Raw genomic sequence first — 19,369 nt, forward strand, 5'->3', positions numbered from 1 at the left:
CAAAGGGAAGGGACTGCTTACGGCGCAGGAGCAACCTCGGTGATGCTCACCTTGAGGCCACGAACGAACTTCTCACCAATCACAGTGCCCCGGACGTTATAGTCAGGGTCCTCCTTGATGGTGGTGAACCCGTACATGACGTCCAGGCCGATAGTGTCGGCCTTGAGGTCGTAGTCGTAGTCCACGAGCATCCGAGTCGCAATCCCATTGATGTTCTGGACCGAGCCAGTAACAGCACCCATCGGGATAGCAGGGCAGACAGAGGCCAGGAGGAATGCACTCTTGTGGAAGAAGTACATCTCCAGGTCAAAGCTGTTGTGAACCACAACATCGAATCCGTAGAAGGAACCGATGGTGGCCCGACGAAGGGCGTTAGTGTCACCGGAGTAGTCCACCGCAACGAATTCCGGGTCCTTCAGAAGGATTGCCTCAACCTCAGGGCCGGCGATAACATATCGCTCCGAGTGAGGAACGTTGGCCTTGTTGAGAGCCATACGAGCATCAACAAAGGCCACACGGAGGGCAAGAGCCCGTTCCATAAGGTTTTCACGAGAGCCGTCGTACGTCGGGATGGAGACAGCAACGTCACCACCAATGGCCGTTGCCTGGCCAGCAGTCAGGCCAGCTCGGGTGATGTTGGCCTTGATCCAGGCCGCAATGGTGTCATCGAAGTACTCGGCAACACCGCGGGTAAGCGGAGCAAGCACCTGAGAACCGAACTGCTTCAGGTCAAAAGCAACCTGCTCCATACTCAGAGCAGAAGCATTCTGAGCCAGCGTGGTGAGCTGAACCGGGAATCGAGTCTCGTTCACAAAGCCGTTCGGAGGCCGACGAGAAACAGTCGGCAGCGGTCGGTCAGAGGCCGCAGCAAAGACGTTCTTGTCACCCGTGATCGGGTTCTTGATGATGTTGGTAACGCCAGTTTCCTGAACCTTGATAGACCGGCTCGGACGGTTGACATTGATGACATCGCCCAGACCACCAGTGAAGTTCAGCTCCGAGTAGCGAGCCGGAATAGAACCAAGGGTGAGCTGTCGGTCAAGCAGACCCAAAGCAGCAATGGTGACCTGCTTCGGGTCAAGATTAAAGTGATGCTCAGGCATAGATCCTCCAAGAGGGCATGAAAAAAGCCCTCCGGAGGGGAGGGCTTACAGAGTTCGGGTGGGGTTGTTTAGAAGATGGACCCACCAGTGATGAAGTCCGCAAGCTCCTTGGGGTCCATTGAAGTCATCTCCGGAGCCCCTCCGGTCTGCTTGCCGGCTCCCTGGAGATTCGGGAACTCCGCCTTGGCCTTAGGCAGGGATTCCACGAAGGACTTCACAGCGTCCTTGTCCGGACGTCCGTCCTCTCCCAGGAACTTGGAAACGTTCAGGAACTCAGCCGAAGGCAGAGTGACACCAGCAGTAGCGGCCTGAAGTGCCATTTCGGCAGTAACCAGGTCAGTACCAACCTCACTGAGTGCGGAATTCCGGCCCTCAGTACGTGCCTGCTCAAGCGCCTTCTCTGCTTCGGTCATCTGGGACGCCTTCAGGTCGTCCCGCTCCTTAGAAGCGGTCTTGAAGTTGTCCTCGTTCTTCTTGCTCAGAGCCTTCCACTTGTCCCGCTCCGCGGTCAGCTCAGCAACCAGTTCCTCCGGAGTCTTCTGAGGCTCCGTAACAACCGGCTCAGTAGCCGGGGGAGTCGTCGGTTCAGTGGTGGGCTCAACAGGTGTGCTCATGCGCTCATCCCATTTCGGTTAGACCGACCTCCCATTTCGGTTGGCCGGCATGCGCTACTTCTTCTCGTTCAGCTTCCGGGAGACGTTCCCGGAGTTGCCCTGAGGAGGCTTGTTAGCCATTGCGGCTGCCTTGCCTTCTCCAGGGGCACCAGGCTCAGGCGCCTGGGGTCCAAGCTCCGCTACTTCCTTCGCTGCCTTGGCATCGTCCTTCCGCATTTCGCGGAACATCTCGATTTCGGTAGACGAGAAGCCGGCTCGCATCCACAGAATCTCTTCCGGGACGTTGAGCTGCTTCAGCTTGAGCAGAGCGTCAATGTGCTGGGCTTCAGTCCTGTATTCGGGATCAGCCCACACAGTCTCAAGAGCGACCTCATCGGCCCTCTTGTCATTCTTGATCTGGAAGCAGAGTCGAATGACCTGCTCCCAGGCTTCCCCGAAGTACAGCATCCGTTCCTTGACCTTGGAGACAAGGCCGGCCTCGGCGCTGATAATCGCCTCACCGGAAGGAGCTGTGCCCTGGTTGACCAGGAAGTAATGACTCGGGGTCCTGGACACAGAGCTGAGGTGCTGGACCAGGAGGTTGACGAAGTTCACGTAGTTCTTAAGGTCAGCAGATTCGAACTGGCCGAACTTGGTATCAGGAGCCTCCGCCTGGAGGAGCTTGTCCACCCCGACCTTGTAAGGCTCAATGGGGTTGTCGTTCTCATCCGTCTGGATCTCCAGGCCAGTCACCCAGCGCTGAGGCCAGGCTGCAAACTCCGAAGCCAGGAGAGCATCAGATGTGATCTTGTTAATGGCATCCTGAATGGGGATGACATTGGCAAGGTCTGAGTAAGGGTCCCCATTGATGCGAGCCCTGTTGTGGAACGGGACGACAGGAACCCTTCCAAGAGGGTTCGGCTTCCTAGTCCCTTGCTCCCATTGGGAGTTACCAAGGGGCACCTCATAGACGTAAGTCTCAGTCCACAACGTGACCCAAGTACGTCCCCAAGAGTCCATAAAGAACCGGGCTGCTGCCTCCAGCTCGGTCAGCGAGCCGGGCTTGTACTGGACAGCCATCTCTTCCGCAGAGACAGGAGTTGCGATGGGCTCCCCATCCTTGTCCCCCCAGACCACAACGTAAGCACGTCCCTGCACCATGGCGTCCAGGTGCACGGCGTTGGCTAGTGAATCCAGGCTGTTTCTCTGCCAGAACTCCCGGGCCTCCTTGTTCATCCCGCCCTCAGACGGAATACGGAAGCCTTCAACCTTCATTCGCTCCGTTGAGGAGTCGATGATGAGACCACAGAAGTTGTCTCGCCAGTCGTTGAACAGATCCCGGAAAGCAGTACGGTACCGAGCCTGAGCAAAAGCAAGTTTCTGTTGCTCACCCTCGTAGTAGGAGATGTACTTGAGGATGTCTGCTCTGCCATTGGTTATCTTCCCCTGAAGGAATGCCAACCAGTCCACCTCTGTCTTAGGTGGACCAACCGACGTATAACCGCTGGGAGGAATAATCATGGGGCCTCCAATCACCACCCCACGACACGACCTCGCCGGCGCTTCATGCGCCCATCGGCTATGGCATCAGACCTCGCCTCCAGGGCGAGAATTGCGCATACCGCAAGGTCGATCTTCCTCTTTGATCGGGGGCTATCCTTCTGAATGAGAATTCCGACCTCTCCGCCCACGGTGACTTCACGTGTGACGGCATTGAGGACGTGACGAGTAAGACGCTCGTCTCCGTCATGGCAGAGTTCCTTGGTCATTACTGCGGAGCGGAAACGTTCAACAGCCTGAACCATCCGGGTAGGACGGTTCGTCCAGAACTCAAAGACATAGTCCGTGTCTCTGGTAGCAAACTGAATTGCCCACCTACCAAGGGCCTCCTGGAAGTACGGAGGATCTCCATACATCCATTCCACTTGGTAGGTCTTGAACGCCTTGTACACCGCGGCCTCAACCGCGAGGGTGTCTACTTCCCAATCGTCTCTGGCGTCCTTGGGCTTCTCCCAGACGTCCAGGACGAACAGCTTCCCGTCCCGGAGCCGGCAACCGATGAGACCTGTGCTGTCTCCTCGGATCGACCCATCAAAGCCAATTGCTATCTGATCCCCAGGCTTAATGGGATCGTCCTCATTGAGAACTGCTTCCCACTCGTCCTTGGACATCCATCCGTCTGAAGACTCAGCGATCTGGTTGAAGTAGAACCGACAATAGGTACTGTCAGGAGTCGTCCGGTCATAGAGGATGGTCTTGGTAAGACCATCAATGTCAGCCCAGTCAGCATCGCCATAGGCCTCTATGAGGGCCTGTCTGACCTTCTCCTCATCCCGGATGTCCTCAATAGCAATTGAGGCTTCCAGGCAGTCATACAGCCAGAAACCCTTGGTGACCATCTCGGACTCATGAATGATCTGAGCTACGGAGTCTTCGTTGGGGTTATAGGCGTTGGTGGTGGTCACCCACCTGGAGCCGGCCTTCGTTGTCTTCTCAACGTTGCGCTTGAGGGTTTGGTAGAAGTCCGGGCCTCCGTTGGAACCAACGAAGTGATGAACCTCGTCAAGCACAACGAATGTAGGTCGGTTACCCTCATTGGTACGGCCCGCGGTTGCCTTGGGCTTGATAGAACCTGGCTTGCCACTCTTGAACTGGATCATCGACTTGGAAATTTCCAAGCCGTATTCCTTCTCGGCAGGAGACTCAGACAACTGACCACGGATCATGTCAAGGGTCTGGTCCGTCTGATCAAGAGCCGTGGCGCCAATCTGCACAATAGGAAGAGGGACAGGTTTGCCGACAGGCATCCCAAAGGCGTCAAAGTGGCTGAACCTGCAAGGTCCAATGAACTCAACAATGGCGAGGGCTGCAAGAAGTGGGGTCTTACCCCATCCTTTAGCACGCCTCAATGTGCCGGCTGAGTACTTCCAGGTCCCATCAGGGTTGATAGCGTAGAACCAAAGGACGAACCTAAGTTGCTCATCGGTGAACTGCCAAGGTTCACCGGCTCGTTCACCATCAGGTGTCACTACATACTTCTGACACCAACGAATGATCTGATAGCCAAGGGTTTCCTTGGGGGAGGGGACTCCCAACGGAAGATTTCCAGTCTGGGGCATCCCCTATCACCCCCTACACAGCTCTAAGCCTCTTGTACAAGTCGTCATCCATGTCAGGTGCCTCCAGGCCCTTAGAGGGGCCTTCAGAGCCTTCCTCAGGGTCCTTCTCGAACTTCATCCGGAGTCGAGCACGGTCCTCGTTGGTTGCCCCCCACTTGGCAACCCTCTGTCGGATCTCGCCAGCCAGTTTCGAGTCACCTAGATAGAACTCGTCCACCAACTTGGTAGTCGCCTCCAGCTCCAACCAATCCGTTTCCATCCAAGTAGCAGACTGAGGAGACTTGGACCACGTCTTCCAGAAGTTCTTGGCGGCATTGGTAGTCACAGGAAGGTAAGGGGGGAGAGGTCGCCCTTTCTGAGGCTCCTTTGGGATCTCAGTTGCGTACTCGTGCTTGTTACGCCTGATCGAATTTTCCTTGGGTGCTGGTCCCCGACTACCCATCCTCAACCACCTCCTTACAGGGCCACCATTCCCCGCACAGACCACAGTTTGGGTGCGCGTAGGGAACCCCTTCAGTGTCTTCGTCAAACGGAATGTGGGGGAGTCCTTCTGAGTCAATGAACACACTCATTAGGAACCTCCTCCGCAGTGGTAGTGAAGTGGTGGGGAATCCCGTAACCACGGGAAGCCAAGGCCATGTCCTCCATGACCTCGTTCAACTTCTTTTGAAGAACCTTGAGTTCAACCAGTTCATCAAGGGATGTCATGTGAGTCTCATCGATCTGTCCGTCAGGAAGCACCTCGTAACGGTGCTCAGAATGACTGCACATGAGAACCGTCCTTATCCCAGCCTCGAAGACGAAAGTCAGTTGGGCGGAACCAGCACTTTATGTAGTCGCACACTTCACAATCCTTGTGCGTCTCATAGAAGTCCCGGGTCTTGACAGCATTTCGAAAGGCGATGTCGTAGTGCTCCATCAAGTCATCGTGGTATCGGTCGTCATCAACACCGACCCGGTACCTCGTACCTTCAGTGCATCGACCAGTGGCACACATCAGGACTTCACTCCCGGGATCTGAATACCCTCAGGAAGCCCATACAGGTCTCCAAGGTCGTCAAGCTCCTCCTGGACTTCCTTACGCCATGCATGCCGCGGGTTAGGCTTGTTGACCTTCCTAACGAAGTCTTCGGGGAAGAAGTCAAGGAGGTCGTCATCAAACTCAGACATCAGCACTTTCCAGGTTCTTGAGAAGGTTGTAGAGGTCTCCCGGCGTATAGTCGCCGGGGAACTTGCCGGCGCCGAACAGATCGACGCCGGCCCGGCTGTACGCCTCCACCACAAGCTGAGAGCAGATCAATCGGTCCGAAGACTCGATGATGTCTCGAAACAACTTTGACCGAAAACCAAAGCGTTCCAGGGCGATCGAGACGTAGTCCAGGAAGGAGTACGGGGTACCAACGAGGGACTTGGCCTCTCGGCAGATGACCTCTCGTTCTCCGTCCCCGAGAGGGACGAGGCCTGTTGACCACTTCACAACAGGAGAGGCGTCCTCAAGACGGATCAGCTCTGCACCGGAAGGCATGGCCTGAACGACCATGCCATCTCCGACGTAGACCAGGGCGTGTTGGACAGGAGCGAAGTCACCAACGAACCACTGCCCGAAGTTGACGAAGGCGCCGGCCAGACCACCGATCTTGGCCAAGCCGAAGTCCCCGCACCGCGGCTGTACTTCAGTCATCAGGACTCCTAGTCAGGCTCTGGACACTGCCCCATAGGGCAGTTGTGTCGATGGCACCAGTTCGGACTACGCATCTCTTCTTCAGTCGCCAAGACGACTTCTCCTCTGTGTAGGCATGAAAAAGGCCCCACCTTGTTGGGTGGGGCTAACTGCTGCTCCTCCACCAGGATTCGAACCTGGAACTGCACCATCTCATCCGGGCTGCTATACCGTTTAGCTATGGAGGACTAACCAAACTTCTTGGTCTTGCTGGCATGACAACTGGCACACAAACACCAGAGATTTTCCATCTCCCACGAACCACCCTTGGACACAGGGATGATGTGGTCAACCTCCAGGTCGGATCTCTTTCCGCACATCTGGCAGGCGAACCCATCCCGAGCTAGCACCTGAGCCCTGATGGAGGGCCAGTTGCTTGGGCGGTTCTGGTTCCTGGCTGAAGTGTTCTGCCAGGGCTTCCTAAGCTGATGCTTTCGGCATCGGCCATCTCGGTAGGTGGTAGAGATGCAACCCTTGTCCAAGCAGATCATTTTCGCCCTTGGAATGGTCATCACCACCAACTACCGAAGTTTGGGCCGGCTGGTGGAGGTTGGACCTCGGGCAACCGGTCAAGTCTTTGGCCCCGGCTGGATTCTGGTCTAGCAGCCGGGGCCCTTCACCTTCTTGGATCTCGAAACAACTTACCTGGAACCAATAAGCCAAGGCTTCTAAGAGCCTTGGCCATCTAATCAACAGGGAGATCAACAAGAAGGAAACTAGAGTGAGTCTCTTCAAGGAGACTCACTTACTACTAAGTACTTACTTATCGGGGCTCCTTAAGAGCCCCTCTTAACTACTCTCTTAGTATCAGTCTAGCATGTCTCATGTCTCGAAGCAACCAGGCTCTTCAAGGAGCCTGGTCTCTTCCAAGAACATCTTTTCTATCTTCTAATATAGACGTAGGTGTCACTGGACTCTGGTTTGTGACAGCCGTGGGAGAAGTGAGACCTAGATCACATTGATAGATGTCTTGTACAGTTCATCTCCGTTGGCCAAAGGTTAACGGCTGGGCACACCGTGCCCACGGACGTACCTGGGTGCTCCGGTGCCGGCCTGACTAGCCGTCACTGGGCTCTTGGACCAGGAGAGTGCTTTGAGCCCCTGAGGGGGCAGTGTGGCTTGAAGCTGCTACTGACCGGGAATGCAAGACTCCGCTAAGGAGTGTGATGCAGCTCACAGGTTGTTTCGAGAGACATGCCGGGTGGATCGTGGCTAAGGTTGAAGTAACCACCAGGGCAACGGAGCCTTGGACGGAGGGCCACTGCATGATTCCCCGCCGATTAAGGACATGACATGCCCATTGACTCGGGCCTTACCGATGCCCTGTTGGTGAAGTATTTCTATCTGGGGCTGACGGACAAGGAGATTGCTAAGAAGCACGGCATCACTCCACAAGCCGTGGTGAAGCGAAGGAAGAAGCAAGGGCTGTTTCGAAAGCCGGTGTCCATGCAGGTAAACGAATACCTGTCTCAGCGCTGGGACATCTGGGCTCCGAAGGAGGGGACAGGTCACCATAACCTTCACTCAGCCAAGGCCCTCAAGGTCTGGCTCAGGTGTCGTCTCGGGGACGATACGTTGAGTGATGATCAGCTTCACATGGCAAAGATGTGGGAACAGGGGCTTCGAGAAAGGGACGAAGTCCTCTGCTATGACCCCTCTACCAAGAAGGGGTGGTACTACCGGACCAGGGTGCCAGCAGATGGGAGGCTGGTGATCGATTGGCCCCGGAGTATCCCGTTCCCGGACGAGAAGTTCAAGAAGGCCTTGGAGCTTCCTCCGAAGCCGGCCTGAGAGTCAGGATGACTCTCGGCACACAGACAGACCCCCTGTGACCAGGGGGTCTTTTGCTTTTGGTTAGGTAACCCTAACGGTTGTGCTGGTTACCGTGTGTTTCAGATCACGTTGTTTCGAGATGTTGCGGAGTCAACAAGATGTGTATGTTTCATGTGGGGGACGAACCGATCAAAGGTTCGTCTGGCACAACTGGGGGTCCCATGCTCCAACTGATCACGTCTCAGGAAGCCGCGGCTGACAGAGGAGACGTACTGGGGATGATCTACGGGGGCAAGGTCGAGACCACTCGAACGTGGGTCGAGACTGGTGCTCTCCTGGTAAGCGAGGTTGTAGGCAAGCCGTTTGGCCGGTACTACATGCTGGTCATCACGAACGATGTGGACGAGGACGACGTAACCGAACTCGCCCGACTGGCAGGAGAGTTGGGGAAGAACCTCCCTGACTGTGTCGTGGAACGAGAGAGGGTCGACAGACCCCACCCCTTCTTCCCCGGAAGCAAGTTCTTTGATCTTGTGATGGTGTACGGAGGATGAGAAGCTACCCACTGAGGGCCATGTCATTCAGGGACATGGCCCTCACTCATGTCTAGGCCAGGAGGTCAGATGAGCAGTATTGAGAACCAGCCGCGGAGCGTCAGTCAGGTTGACCAGTACGAGAAGTGCGGCTGGCAGTTCTACCTTCAGCGTGTCGAGCGCGTGACTCCGCGGCCGGCGGCCTGGTCCTTCCAGGGCACCGCGTTCCACTCGGCCGCGGAGAAGTTCGAGAAGGAGTTCCGGGTGCCCTCAGAGGAGGAGATGGTTCAGCTCTTCTCTGACCAGTACTCAGCCATGGTCAACGGCGCCATGTACAAGGAGCCTGACCTCAGTCGATGGATGACTGCCAACAAGAAGCCGGCTGGGTTGGACATCGAAGAGCGGTACCGCCTTGGTCAGTCTCAGGTGCGGGACTACGTCAGGTGGTCCAAGGAGAACCAGCCAGAAATTTGGGTAGAGGGTGCAGACCTCTGGGATGGTCACGATATCTCGGACGCCCCCACGCATGATTTGAAGCAGGGCCTTGAGCTGTACTTCAAGGTGGAGTTGGGAGGCGTCGTCGTTCGTGGGTACATCGACCAGCTCCTCCAGGAGGACGACGGATCAGTCAGGGTCCGGGACCTCAAGACGGGATCGACCAAGTCTCACTTCCAGTTGGAGACGTACAAGATCGCAGTAGAGAAGACCTACGGGGAGGAGGTCAACAAGGGGGACTGGTACTTCGGCAAGACTGGAGGACTCAGCCGGCCCGTGGACCTGTCCGCGGTAACGGAGGAGCAGGTTGCAGCTCGGTACGTCGAGATGGACCAGGGGGTGAAGGCCGGCAGGTTCGAGGCCAAGCCGGGCTTCCACTGCAACTTCTGTGACGTCTCGCACGCTTGCTCATCTTTTCGTGCTCGCTAGGTTGTTTCGAGACATGGACTGTGTCATACTGGAGATAGAAGGAAGAGGGGCTCACTGGTCGAGCCCCTTGATTTGGGCCCCAAAGTTGTTTCGAGATGTGAGGAGCTAGGGTGGACACGAGCGGGTTTTTCATGCGTCTCACGGATGAGGAGGCGGACACTATGGCTCTGGCTCTGGCCATTGTGGTGATGGGTCTGGAGGATGGCCGGCTGGAAGAGCCGGATAACGAGGAACTCGTCTTCCAGGCAATGGCTCTGATCACTTCTTACCTGGTTCATCAGCTTGAGGTGGACCCGTCCCAGGCGTCTTCTCTGGCTGCTGATCTTCTGGTGCACTTCTTCGAGAAGGGGGCTCTGAAGTGAAGCGGGTCAGCGTGAGTTATCACGAGACAGAGACGTACTACGTAGCTGCGTCCTCTGTTGAGGACGCACGACAACGACATGATCACCGGCTTTACGGATCTGTCCTCAAGGACACGCCGGCTGAGGCTTGGGATGCTCTGGGCTACTTCGAACGTGAGGAGTCTGGTGATGAGTACGAGGTCTTCAAGTTCGTGACTACTACTCAGGTGACCAAGGTCGATCCTCCCTACACAAGGAGTCCGAAGTGAGTGCGCGAGACGATATGGATGCCTTTCTGGCCTGCCATGGCCTGAGTGTTATTGATCGTCAGAAGGCTCAGTGGTTCATGGCTGACTTCGCTCATGAGCTTGCGGAGCAGATCCGAAACTCTGAAGGCCCCATCAACGGAGGAGTCCTTGGAGGGCTTTGGATGGACTCCCGTGATCAGGATCATGCAGCAGACCTGATTGATCCGGAGGTTGCCTCGTGAACTCCTGGAACCATGCTCAGTCCGCGGCTCGCAAGTGGGGTGGCGTACCAGAGGACTACATCGAGATTGAGGAGTTCATCGACTCCTCGAAGGTCAGCATCGGTGACGTAAGGCATCGTGCTCTGTACCACCACACTGAGGGCGTCTGGCTCTGTCAGCGCATCTTTGGTCGAACCATCACGGTGGCCAAGAAGAATGGTCATGGAACTGTAGAGGTGCCCGTAAGGCTCATCGCAGAACGTCACATCCAGGAAGACCTTGGCTGGCTTCCCTCGCCGGCTGACTACCTCAAGAACACTCCCGTTGAGAAGTGGATGTCTGGTTCTCAGCGCAAGGAAGTCCCTCTCTCCACTCTACTTCTTGACCAGCCTACCTACCCTAGGGGACCGGAATATGACTACTGACAGGAACTTCCTTGGTATGCCTGTCTCGGGTGACATCACTCAGGGATCTTCCCGAGTTGACCAGAAGCCGATTGAGGAGCTTGCTCCTCTGTTCCAGGCCCTCCTTGATGATCCGACCATCACCCGCTTTGGGTGGACTCAGTACACCCCCTACTTCAATGATGGAGACACCTGTGAGTTCGGTGTCCATGGGCTGTGGGTGCGTACCACGGCTGAGCCTGATGGCTCTGTTGACGAGTACGGGGATGAGTACGAGGACGGCTACAGCCTGAACGTGGCCTATCACCCGAGCCTAGGTAAGGTGATAGGCCATTGGGAGGGCGATTGGCCTAACCGCACGTACGTCAAGGATGGTTACGAGGGCCCGGATGAGGACCGCTACAACCGATGCCATGCTCTTGACGGGGCTCTCCAGTCTGGTGCCTTCGATGCCGTGCTCCTCAAGACCTTCGAGGATCATTCCATGGTGACTGTTCGTTCAGGCGGCATTGAAGTGGAGTCTTACTCTCACGACTAGGCGTCAGCATCGCTGATGCCGACATTTTTTAGCCCCAAGGTTGTTTCGAGACATCAAGTCGTGTAGGGTCTTCCTTAGAAGGCACGGAGGCAACGGCAAGACGGTAAGGTTCTCCCTCAGAAGCGTTTGAGGGAGGGGACCTCATGTCCAGGAAGTCTGTCTACGCCGTGGCCGGCGTTGTCTCTCTGGCAGTCACTCTGGTGGCTTGCTCTTCCGATGAGCCGGCGGAGCCGAAGACAACTGCTAGTCCTACTCAGGCTGTCAGCCCCTCGGCTGACAAGGTCTCTCGGGAAGAGGGAGCCACTCAGTACATGAAGTTGGTGGCTCCCTTCAACGAGGCGTTGGAGAAGTGTTCCAAGGTGTTGAATCCTCTTCTGGACTCAGGGGAGTCGAGTCCGTCTGACTTCCCCAGTCTCCGAGAGGCCTGCAAGGGGATGCCTGAGGCGAACCGATCGTTCGCCGATGGCCTGTCAAAGGCCAAGTGGCCTGAGGAAGCTCAGGAGTCTGTAAAGCTCCTGGTGGACGAAGTCCAGGCCGATCAGTTGGCTTGGCAGGGAGTCTCCGAGGCTCGTAGCCACGAGGACGTGTTCGACCCGAAGTATCCGTTGACTGAAGACGGGGTAGCGGCCGGCCTGGTGAGGGCTCATCTCGGGCTTCCGCCTGTTGAGGAGATTGAGGAGTAGACATGGACGAGCGAGAAGAGTTCATCTCCAAGATGAAGGCTGCTTATGCAGCCATGGCAGAGAACGAGCAGGCTCATCAGAGGTATGTCAAGGCTGAGGACGAAGCCAACTCGCTGTTCTGTCTCTTCTCTAACAAGTTCGGTTTTCGGCCTGCACTGAAGGCCAAGCAGGATGCTTTGGCTGATTCTCTGAGGGACGTTGAGGAATAAACGTGATGTGGACTGATCGAGAGCTTGAAGTCATGCACGCCGCTTTGGGAGTGCTGGGCGATCAGATGTCCGTCAACCCGGATGAGTGGGAGCCTGGTTTTGAGCAGGCTCATACCAGTCTGTCTCTGCGTGTTTCCGAGGAACTGGCCCGTAGGGAGTCGAAGTGAACACCAGGACTGAAGCACGCTCCAAGATGGAGAGTCTTTTTCAGGAAATGCAGGAGACTGAAGAGGCTTTCCTGAGGTACATCAAGGCTCGGGACGAGGCCAACACAGAGTTCTGTCTCTTCTCCAACAGGTTTGGGTTCCGTGAAGCCGTCAGGCTTCGGGGTGAGGCTCTGCGAAAGATTGGATGGAGGATCTCCAAGTGAGTGCACGGGAAGAGCTTTACCGGCGGGTGGTCTCCTCGTTTGTAAACGAGGAGAAGGCCAACAAACTGATCGATGATCTTCTTCATGAAGCTGCTGAGAAGCTTCGTCGTAATGGTTGTGGTTGCCGTTGTGAGCGGACCAATGCTGACCTGATCGACCCGTACAGCTCGTAGAAACACCCCTGAACGCTGAGGGCCCCGAGACAACACCTCGGGGCCTTTTTGCATGCCCGAAGGAAGGAGATCCATGTATAGCTTGGTCCAGTCAGCAAGGATCAAGGGCTCTGCTGGAGAGCCAATCCCCAATCCGTCCAAGGCACTTCAGAAGCTCGATGTCGAGTTCCGACGAGGGGAGCTGTCCCTTGTGGCAGCCGGCCCGGGTACGGGCAAGTCCCTCTGGGCTTTGAACTTGGCCCTCTATGGCTCTCTGCCTGCTATGTACTGGTCCGCGGACTCGAACGCTGCTACACAGCTCAGTCGTTCCACGGCCATCCTAACGGGTGAGAACGTCAAGGAGATCAAGAAGGCTCTGCTGGAGGACAAGTTCTCGTCCTACGAACGTGTCCTTGGTGACAAGTGGTGGATCAGGTTCTCCTACGAAGCCATGCCTACGCCGGCTGACATGGAAGCCGACCTTGAAATCTACTACGAGGTCTTCGGCTGTCATCCTCATTTGGCTGTCGTGGACAACATCACCAACGTAGACACAGGTGGAGCCGGCGATGCCGAGTCCTTCACATTTGGCCTGGAGGGCATGTGTGAGTACCTGAATGACATGGCTCGGGAGACTGAGGCTCACGTTCAGGCTCTTCACCATGTAACAGGGGAGTACTCGGATGGCCTCAAGCCCATTCCGCTGTCCGGGGTCAAAGGCAAGATCGGTCGTGTGCCGTCTCTCATCCTCACCATCCACAAGGAGCCGGATGAGCCGGGCATGAATCGTATTCTGAACATCAGTGATGTGAAGAACCGTGAAGGCTTCGCGGATGCCTCCGGGAACACCTTCGTCAAGATGGAGCTGGACAGTCAGACGCTTCGTCTGAAGGACATTGACCAGACCGTGAACTTCTAGGAGGAGCAGACATGTTTGAGGTCGGAGACAAGGTCACTTATGAGTTCCAGCCGGGAAGGACTGGTATCGGGTCTGTGGTGTACGGGCCCTTCCGGCTGGCAGGTGCAGGTACACAGATGTGTGTAGTGGAGTGGCTTGCTGGGGACTTCAAGGGGGAGGCCCAGACTCTTCCTGTGGAACGACTGAAGCCGGCTCCGCGGTTCGAGATGGGGCAGAAGGTGCGGTTCCAGTACACCCCTGAGGGGGAGTCATACGAGCTGGTAGCAGGCCCGTTCCTTGCTGTTGACGAGTCGTTCTATGTCCTCAAGGACAAGGACGGGAACCACGACACCTCGTTTGATAAGTACATGGTTCCGGTTGTGGAGTGATGCAGGTCACACCTTCACATTTGCTCCACAGGTTGTTTCGAGACATGAGGGAGGGCACACTAGAGCCATGAACACGAACAAGCGCACGAAAACCAGCAACGGCTTCGGACTTCAGAAGGACATCACGGAGGACGGAGCAGTCATCCTGCTTCGGATCACGAACCCGCGCCGGCTGAACGTTGAGACCCTCGGCAAGACCCTGATGCACTTCTTCCAGGGTGGATTCAAGACGCTGGTTCTGGACCAGGGGAAGACTGGCAAGGTAAAGCTGAGTCTCCTGGAGTTCCTGGGGCGGCTTCAGTCCACCTTCAATGAGAGCCGACTCTTTTTTTTGGAGTCAAAGTTGTTTCGAGACATACGCCGTGTCGGCTAAGACTCGGAAGTGCAGTCGGTGTCTGAAGAACAGAGCACTCAGGTTTTTCACTCCGCGAGGCAAGCTCTGCGCCGACTGCCGTAAGAAGGGACGCTCTAAGGCGTCCCATGAGGCTCGGGTCCAGGACACATACGGCCTCCAGGCCGGCGAGTATGACCGCCTCTTCGAGGCGCAGGGCGGGAAGTGCGCCATCTGTGGAGGAACAAGGCGTGGTCGGCTTGACGTCGATCACGATCATGCCACCGGGATTGTCCGTGGTTTGTTGTGCGCGGCTGATAACCGCAAGGTTTTGAAGTACGCAAGGAACGACCCGGAGCGCCTGAGACGGGCTGCGGATTATTTGGAGAATCCTCCGGCTCCTCGGCTCATCGGAATTCGAATCCACAAAGACAACCGTAAGGACACGTAATGCTGGAACACTTTGGTGCCAAGTTCGACTACCGCGAGTTCACCGGCAACCGTCACTTCATGAAGCAGCTTGAACGCCGATACAGCTTCCCCGTTCACACGTGGCGAGAGGATGAGCATGGGAACCGAGTCCTCCTTCGGTCGGAGATCCAGAACGTTCCGGGAGCAGAGCCCTTCCCCAACTTCGCAGACATCTAAGCCGTCCATCCTCGAAGCCTTCGAGGAGTACTACCCCGAAGTTGAGATCCCCGACTGGGGAGGGCCCTGGTTCAAGATCCTCTGTCCGATCCATGCAGAGGATCGGCCAAGCGCCACCATCAATCCCGAAGTTGGTTATTGGAAGTGCCATGCATGCGACCTCTCCGAGGACGCCTATGCGGTGGTGATGAGAGAGGAGGGAGTGAGCTTCCTTGAAGCGAAAGCACGGGCAGATGCCTGGATCAGTGGAGGCAGCGGAGCTGTACAACCGTCAGTATCACGGGAGTCCAGCAGACGAGTACCTGACCGCCCGCGGTTTGGGCGAGGGGGCAACAACGTGGCTCCCCGGGTACGTAGGCGATTCGGTGATGGTGGGTCATGAGAGGTACCGGGATCACCTGGTAATTCCCTACCTCCGTCCCGCCGGCATTCAGTTCATAGCCACTGTCAGGTTCAGGTGTATCCGAGACGAGTGTGTCAAGGACACTGATGGGGTCTATCACTTCCTGAAGAACCAGAAGGAGCATCACGAAGGGCACTCCAAGTATCAATCCCTCCCTGCTGACTCACCTCGTCTCTACAACACCATTGCGATGAACCGCAGTGAGGTCCCGTACATCGCCATCACAGAGGGCGAGTTCAGTGCCTGGGCTGTTGAGCTGGACGGGATTCCCGCGGTAGCTATCCAGGGTGTCTCTGCCTGGAAGGACTTCTTTGACAGGGCCTTCAAGGGCTACGAGAAGGTCTTCTTCTTGGGAGACGGAGACGAGGCCGGTCAGAAGATGAACGAGAAGCTAGCCGAACGACTCCCCAACGGAGTCCCCATTGAACTCCCCAACGGGGAGGACCCTGACTCTCTTCGTCGCGAACAAGGCGACGGTTCTATCCGACGACTGCTTGGTTTGGAGAACTGATGCTTGCAATCGGAGACAAGGTCATCACTGTGACCGATGACGAAGCAAATGGTCTTACGGGAGTTATTGACTGGATTTGGGAGGACGGTTACTCCGTTCACCTGGACGTGGAGCCTGGTGGGCATTGGTTCGGCTTTGATGAGGTTCAGATGGAGGAGAGCTGATGTTCAAGGTTGGTGACAAGGTTGAGGTCATCACTCCTGGTGATCCTATGTATGGCTCCACTGGGATAGTGGAGGAGACCTACTACGAGTCCGACTTTCGGCAAGTTGGCATCATCCTCACCGAAGGCTCTTCTCTGGGTAGGGGTGTTGTTCTCTGGTTCGGTAAGGAAGAGCTTCGGAAGGTGATGGGCTGATGTTCCGTCCAGGAGATCGTGTTGTAGTCGTGCAGAATCTGCTCGGTGGGACCAATACCACGATTGGCCAAAGGGGTGAGGTTTTCGACGTTGATGACACCGCTCTCGGTATTGAAGTCCGCACTGAGGATTTCGGTCATCTCCGGTTCATGAAGGAGGAGCTGGAGTTCGAGGAGACCTTCAAGGTTCTGCCGGCTTCGTCGGCTGACCCGGCTCTTTCTGATGACGTCAAAGTTGTTTCGAGACATGATGACGGGGTGAATCACCCCTCGCACTATGCCGATGGCTGGTCCAACGGTGCAGAGGTCATTGACATCACGGAGCACCTGAACTTCAACCGCGGTAACGCGGTCAAGTATCTCGCTCGGGCTGGCAAGAAGGGTGGGCCTGAGAAGGAGCTTGAAGACCTTCAGAAGGCTCTCTGGTACGTCACTCGTGAAGTTCTTCGGCTTGGGGGCACCGTTGGCTAAGCCCAAGCTCCTTGACCTGTTCTGCTGTCAAGGAGGTGCTTCCTGGGGCTACTCGCTGGCCGGATTCGAGGTGGTTGGGGTCGACATAGACCCTCAACCGCGGTACCCCTTCACCTTCTTTCAGGGTGATGCTCTGGAGTTTTTGAAGGCTCACGGAGACGAGTTTGATGCGGTTGCCGGGTCGCCTCCTTGTCAGCTCTACAGCAAGACTTACCGGATTCAGCAAAACGATCACCCCGACCTGATCAGACCTACCCGAGAGGTCATGGAGGCCGTTGGAAAGCCGTTCGTGATCGAGAACGTGATGGACGCCGAACCTGAGCTTCGGAATCCCGAAATGCTCTGCGGTTCCATGTTTGGGCTGGAGACCTACCGTCATCGGCTCTTCGAGACTGGTAATGGTTTCTCCTTCAAGGCCCCTGAGCACCCCAAGCACGTAGCCAAGACAACCAAGATGGGGCGTCCGGTAAAGCCCGGGGAATATATGCACATCGTTGGCAACTTCACTGGCGTGGATAAGGCTCGGGAAATCATGGATATGCCCTGGGCTAACAGGGATGGCCTAAGAGAGGCCATCCCGCCGGCCTACACCGAATACATAGGCCATCAGCTCATGGCCCATCTGAAGGAGAGTGGTTCATGAAGCTACTTACGATAGACATTGAGACCAGCCCGAACATGGCACATGTTTGGGGGCTGTGGAACCAGAACATTCACTTGCCTCAGCTCCTTGAGAGCGGAGAGGTCATCTGCTTCGCAGCCAAGTTCAGGGACGAACCGGGGACCGTTTTCCGTAGCACCTTCCACGACGGAAAGGAGACGATGGTTACCGCGGCTCATGAACTCCTGGACGAAGCTGATGTTGTAATCCACTACAACGGCAAGCGGTTTGACATCCCTCACCTCAACCGGGAGTTCGTTGAGATGGAGCTGAGTCCTCCTTCTCCTTACGCACAGATCGACCTTTTGCAGGTCATCAAGAAGCAGTTCCGATTCCCCTCGAACAAACTGGATTACGTCACCAAGGCTCTTGGGCTTGACCACAAGGTCTCTCACTCTGGTCACCAGCTCTGGATCAAGTGCATGGCCGGCGACTACCAGGCTTGGGAGGAGATGAAGGAGTACAACGTCCAGGACGTTGTGATCACTGAACAGCTCTATGACCGACTGCTTCCGTGGATTTCTTCTCACCCCTCTCACGCTCTCTACGACGAGAGCGAGGGGGACCGCTGCAACAACTGCGGTTCGGAGAACCTGAAGAAGAGGGGCTTTGCTCGAACTCAGGTGAGCACCTTCCAGCAATACCGCTGTGAGGACTGTGGCAGTTGGGTCCGGGGCAACAAGCGTCTTTCTGGCATCGACATTCGAGGAGTGAAGTGAAGGACGAGAACGTAACTATTGAGGTGGAAGTCAACCGGGAGTTCCTGGCTTGGCAGATTCAAAAGTACGGAACTCAGGAGGAAGCCGTTGAACTTGTCCTTCTGATTGACCAGTACGTAGGAGATGTGCAGTTCACGGAGAAGCTGATTCAGCAGCTTCAGAAGTCTCTTGAGAGTGAGGTCTACTGATGAAGACTCGTATTTTCACCCCAGATGAGCTTGACGCTATCGGGGTTCCCTTCGAATGTGATCCCGAGAACGGCTATGCCGAAGAGCTGCATGACGAACTGTACGACACAACTCGATGGGCTCATATCTATGAGTTCGTCTTTCGGAACCCGGACGACGGCAAGTCATACCGCGTCTACTACTGGCGTGGAGCCACTGAGATGCAGGATCAGGATCTCTGGAACTGGGACAAGGAGATCAAGGCTATTGAGGTCGAACAGGTCCAGGTGACCAAGACCGAGTGGAAGCCTGTTAAGGAGAGCAAGTGAGTGATGAGTTTTTCGACTGGGAGCCCATCATCGAGATTGCAGGCAAGGTTGCCTGGGAGGTCGCTGAGAAGTGGTCGGTCGTAGAAGTCGATGATGTCAAGCAGGAGATCATGATGTATCTCCTGGAGAACCGAGAGAAGCTCTCCGAACACTTCGGGGATGAGGAGTTCGTCCGGAAGGTCTGCTGGGTAGCCGGCAAGCGGTACGCGTCCAAGGAACGAGGTCATTACGACCTCATGGATGATCAGTACTGGTACACCCCGGATGAGGTCCGGATTGCTCTCCGGTCCCTCGTCCACTCGGACGAGGAGATAGGTCAGGTCATTGGCAAGAAGGACGACCTGACTAAGGCAGTGATCTCGGACAACATTGTGTCAGCTCGGGCTGATGCAGAGAAGGGCCTTCAGAAGCTCACCAGGGGCTATCAGGAGGCCGTACAGAGGTTGTTTGTCTGGGGACTGCCCCCAAAGGACGAGAACGAGCGTAGGGCGGCATACAGGGCCATTGACAGCCTTACCGCAATCATGAACCGCAATATCCGTACCGGAAGGTGA

General features: G+C 56.1%; 33 protein-coding genes, 1 tRNA gene and 1 pseudogene. 26 read left to right on the plus strand and 9 right to left on the minus strand.

What is annotated here, in order from left to right; genetic code table 11:
- Positions 1-17 precede the first annotated feature (17 nt).
- The 9 genes from ACP4IX_RS15290 to ACP4IX_RS15330 form a co-directional block, all read right to left on the minus strand.
- A complete protein-coding gene (locus tag ACP4IX_RS15290) occupies positions 18-1,103 on the minus strand; it encodes a hypothetical protein (protein WP_426555804.1) in 1,086 nt (361 codons plus the stop codon).
- A gap of 68 nt (positions 1,104-1,171) precedes the next feature.
- Entirely contained in the window at positions 1,172-1,717 is a 546-nt protein-coding gene (locus ACP4IX_RS15295) for a hypothetical protein (protein WP_426555805.1), read from the minus strand.
- Positions 1,718-1,771: 54 nt separating this feature from the next.
- Positions 1,772-3,217 carry a phage portal protein gene (locus tag ACP4IX_RS15300; protein ID WP_426555806.1) on the minus strand — a complete coding sequence of 482 codons (1,446 nt, stop codon included), beginning with the start codon at positions 3,215-3,217 and terminating at the stop codon, positions 1,772-1,774.
- Between the two features lie 11 nt (positions 3,218-3,228).
- Positions 3,229-4,815: a hypothetical protein gene (locus tag ACP4IX_RS15305; protein WP_426555807.1), complete on the minus strand. Its 1,587-nt coding sequence runs from the start codon at positions 4,813-4,815 to the stop codon at positions 3,229-3,231.
- A gap of 13 nt (positions 4,816-4,828) precedes the next feature.
- The gene (locus ACP4IX_RS15310) at positions 4,829-5,140 is read right to left on the minus strand and encodes a hypothetical protein (protein WP_426555808.1); all 312 of its coding nucleotides are present in this window, start codon (positions 5,138-5,140) and stop codon (positions 4,829-4,831) included.
- A 671-nt stretch (positions 5,141-5,811) separates the two neighbouring features.
- The gene (locus ACP4IX_RS15315; protein ID WP_426555809.1) at positions 5,812-5,985 is read right to left on the minus strand and encodes a hypothetical protein; all 174 of its coding nucleotides are present in this window, start codon (positions 5,983-5,985) and stop codon (positions 5,812-5,814) included.
- Positions 5,978-6,496 carry a hypothetical protein gene (locus tag ACP4IX_RS15320; RefSeq protein WP_426555810.1) on the minus strand — a complete coding sequence of 173 codons (519 nt, stop codon included), beginning with the start codon at positions 6,494-6,496 and terminating at the stop codon, positions 5,978-5,980. The genes ACP4IX_RS15315 and ACP4IX_RS15320 overlap by 8 nt, the downstream gene beginning before the upstream one ends.
- 155 nt (positions 6,497-6,651) lie before the next feature.
- Positions 6,652-6,723 (minus strand) — tRNA-His (locus ACP4IX_RS15325).
- Positions 6,724-7,047: an HNH endonuclease gene (locus ACP4IX_RS15330; protein ID WP_426555869.1), complete on the minus strand. Its 324-nt coding sequence runs from the start codon at positions 7,045-7,047 to the stop codon at positions 6,724-6,726.
- A gap of 781 nt (positions 7,048-7,828) precedes the next feature.
- On the opposite strand from ACP4IX_RS15330, the gene ACP4IX_RS15335 reads away from it, so the two are divergent.
- The 26 genes and pseudogenes from ACP4IX_RS15335 (at position 7,829) to ACP4IX_RS15460 (ending at position 19,369) form a co-directional block, all read left to right on the plus strand.
- The gene (locus ACP4IX_RS15335) at positions 7,829-8,326 is read left to right on the plus strand and encodes a helix-turn-helix transcriptional regulator (RefSeq protein WP_426555811.1); all 498 of its coding nucleotides are present in this window, start codon (positions 7,829-7,831) and stop codon (positions 8,324-8,326) included.
- Between the two features lie 203 nt (positions 8,327-8,529).
- Positions 8,530-8,862, plus strand: a complete 333-nt coding sequence (locus ACP4IX_RS15340) for a hypothetical protein (protein WP_426555812.1) — start codon at positions 8,530-8,532, stop codon at positions 8,860-8,862.
- A 69-nt stretch (positions 8,863-8,931) separates the two neighbouring features.
- On the plus strand, positions 8,932-9,765 hold the full coding sequence (locus tag ACP4IX_RS15345) for a RecB family exonuclease (RefSeq protein ID WP_426555813.1): 834 nt from the start codon (positions 8,932-8,934) through the stop codon (positions 9,763-9,765).
- 110 nt (positions 9,766-9,875) lie between these two features.
- Positions 9,876-10,127, plus strand: coding sequence for a hypothetical protein (locus ACP4IX_RS15350; protein WP_426555814.1), 252 nt, complete (start codon positions 9,876-9,878; stop codon positions 10,125-10,127).
- Positions 10,124-10,375 (plus strand): hypothetical protein, encoded by a 252-nt coding sequence (locus ACP4IX_RS15355; RefSeq protein WP_426555815.1) that lies wholly within the window; start codon positions 10,124-10,126, stop codon positions 10,373-10,375. The genes ACP4IX_RS15350 and ACP4IX_RS15355 overlap by 4 nt, the downstream gene beginning before the upstream one ends.
- The gene (locus ACP4IX_RS15360) at positions 10,372-10,596 is read left to right on the plus strand and encodes a hypothetical protein (RefSeq protein ID WP_426555816.1); all 225 of its coding nucleotides are present in this window, start codon (positions 10,372-10,374) and stop codon (positions 10,594-10,596) included. The genes ACP4IX_RS15355 and ACP4IX_RS15360 overlap by 4 nt, the downstream gene beginning before the upstream one ends.
- The gene (locus tag ACP4IX_RS15365; RefSeq protein ID WP_426555817.1) at positions 10,593-11,000 is read left to right on the plus strand and encodes a DUF6915 family protein; all 408 of its coding nucleotides are present in this window, start codon (positions 10,593-10,595) and stop codon (positions 10,998-11,000) included. The genes ACP4IX_RS15360 and ACP4IX_RS15365 overlap by 4 nt, the downstream gene beginning before the upstream one ends.
- On the plus strand, positions 10,990-11,517 hold the full coding sequence (locus ACP4IX_RS15370; RefSeq protein ID WP_426555818.1) for a hypothetical protein: 528 nt from the start codon (positions 10,990-10,992) through the stop codon (positions 11,515-11,517). Before ACP4IX_RS15365 ends, ACP4IX_RS15370 begins: the two co-directional genes overlap by 11 nt.
- A gap of 143 nt (positions 11,518-11,660) precedes the next feature.
- A complete protein-coding gene (locus ACP4IX_RS15375) occupies positions 11,661-12,200 on the plus strand; it encodes a hypothetical protein (protein WP_426555819.1) in 540 nt (179 codons plus the stop codon).
- A 2-nt stretch (positions 12,201-12,202) separates the two neighbouring features.
- Positions 12,203-12,409, plus strand: a complete 207-nt coding sequence (locus ACP4IX_RS15380) for a hypothetical protein (protein ID WP_426555820.1) — start codon at positions 12,203-12,205, stop codon at positions 12,407-12,409.
- Between the two features lie 163 nt (positions 12,410-12,572).
- The gene (locus ACP4IX_RS15385) at positions 12,573-12,779 is read left to right on the plus strand and encodes a hypothetical protein (RefSeq protein WP_426555821.1); all 207 of its coding nucleotides are present in this window, start codon (positions 12,573-12,575) and stop codon (positions 12,777-12,779) included.
- Complete coding sequence (locus ACP4IX_RS15390; RefSeq protein WP_426555822.1) at positions 12,776-12,952, plus strand: hypothetical protein; 177 nt, start codon at positions 12,776-12,778, stop codon at positions 12,950-12,952. Before ACP4IX_RS15385 ends, ACP4IX_RS15390 begins: the two co-directional genes overlap by 4 nt.
- A gap of 73 nt (positions 12,953-13,025) precedes the next feature.
- The gene (locus ACP4IX_RS15395; protein ID WP_426555823.1) at positions 13,026-13,850 is read left to right on the plus strand and encodes an AAA family ATPase; all 825 of its coding nucleotides are present in this window, start codon (positions 13,026-13,028) and stop codon (positions 13,848-13,850) included.
- A gap of 11 nt (positions 13,851-13,861) precedes the next feature.
- Positions 13,862-14,218: a hypothetical protein gene (locus ACP4IX_RS15400; protein ID WP_426555824.1), complete on the plus strand. Its 357-nt coding sequence runs from the start codon at positions 13,862-13,864 to the stop codon at positions 14,216-14,218.
- A gap of 67 nt (positions 14,219-14,285) precedes the next feature.
- A complete protein-coding gene (locus ACP4IX_RS15405; protein ID WP_426555825.1) occupies positions 14,286-14,591 on the plus strand; it encodes a hypothetical protein in 306 nt (101 codons plus the stop codon).
- A complete protein-coding gene (locus tag ACP4IX_RS15410; RefSeq protein ID WP_426555826.1) occupies positions 14,530-15,000 on the plus strand; it encodes an endonuclease VII domain-containing protein in 471 nt (156 codons plus the stop codon). Before ACP4IX_RS15405 ends, ACP4IX_RS15410 begins: the two co-directional genes overlap by 62 nt.
- Positions 15,001-15,117: 117 nt before the next feature.
- A pseudogene (locus ACP4IX_RS15415) lies at positions 15,118-15,360 on the plus strand (hypothetical protein); the annotation flags it as partial.
- 49 nt (positions 15,361-15,409) lie between these two features.
- Positions 15,410-16,111 (plus strand): toprim domain-containing protein, encoded by a 702-nt coding sequence (locus ACP4IX_RS15420; protein WP_426555827.1) that lies wholly within the window; start codon positions 15,410-15,412, stop codon positions 16,109-16,111.
- A complete protein-coding gene (locus tag ACP4IX_RS15425) occupies positions 16,111-16,275 on the plus strand; it encodes a hypothetical protein (RefSeq protein ID WP_426555828.1) in 165 nt (54 codons plus the stop codon). The genes ACP4IX_RS15420 and ACP4IX_RS15425 overlap by 1 nt, the downstream gene beginning before the upstream one ends.
- On the plus strand, positions 16,275-16,469 hold the full coding sequence (locus ACP4IX_RS15430; protein WP_426555829.1) for a hypothetical protein: 195 nt from the start codon (positions 16,275-16,277) through the stop codon (positions 16,467-16,469). The genes ACP4IX_RS15425 and ACP4IX_RS15430 overlap by 1 nt, the downstream gene beginning before the upstream one ends.
- 29 nt (positions 16,470-16,498) lie before the next feature.
- A complete protein-coding gene (locus ACP4IX_RS15435; protein ID WP_426555830.1) occupies positions 16,499-16,939 on the plus strand; it encodes a DUF3310 domain-containing protein in 441 nt (146 codons plus the stop codon).
- Positions 16,905-17,582, plus strand: a complete 678-nt coding sequence (locus ACP4IX_RS15440; RefSeq protein ID WP_426555831.1) for an SAM-dependent methyltransferase — start codon at positions 16,905-16,907, stop codon at positions 17,580-17,582. The genes ACP4IX_RS15435 and ACP4IX_RS15440 overlap by 35 nt, the downstream gene beginning before the upstream one ends.
- On the plus strand, positions 17,579-18,319 hold the full coding sequence (locus ACP4IX_RS15445) for a ribonuclease H-like domain-containing protein (protein ID WP_426555832.1): 741 nt from the start codon (positions 17,579-17,581) through the stop codon (positions 18,317-18,319). Before ACP4IX_RS15440 ends, ACP4IX_RS15445 begins: the two co-directional genes overlap by 4 nt.
- On the plus strand, positions 18,316-18,507 hold the full coding sequence (locus ACP4IX_RS15450) for a hypothetical protein (RefSeq protein WP_426555833.1): 192 nt from the start codon (positions 18,316-18,318) through the stop codon (positions 18,505-18,507). Before ACP4IX_RS15445 ends, ACP4IX_RS15450 begins: the two co-directional genes overlap by 4 nt.
- A complete protein-coding gene (locus ACP4IX_RS15455; RefSeq protein ID WP_426555834.1) occupies positions 18,507-18,815 on the plus strand; it encodes a hypothetical protein in 309 nt (102 codons plus the stop codon). Before ACP4IX_RS15450 ends, ACP4IX_RS15455 begins: the two co-directional genes overlap by 1 nt.
- Positions 18,812-19,369 (plus strand): hypothetical protein, encoded by a 558-nt coding sequence (locus ACP4IX_RS15460; protein WP_426555835.1) that lies wholly within the window; start codon positions 18,812-18,814, stop codon positions 19,367-19,369. Before ACP4IX_RS15455 ends, ACP4IX_RS15460 begins: the two co-directional genes overlap by 4 nt.

It is taken from the genome of Streptomyces sp. WG5 (genome assembly GCF_049974565.1).
GTDB lineage: Bacteria > Actinomycetota > Actinomycetes > Streptomycetales > Streptomycetaceae > Streptomyces.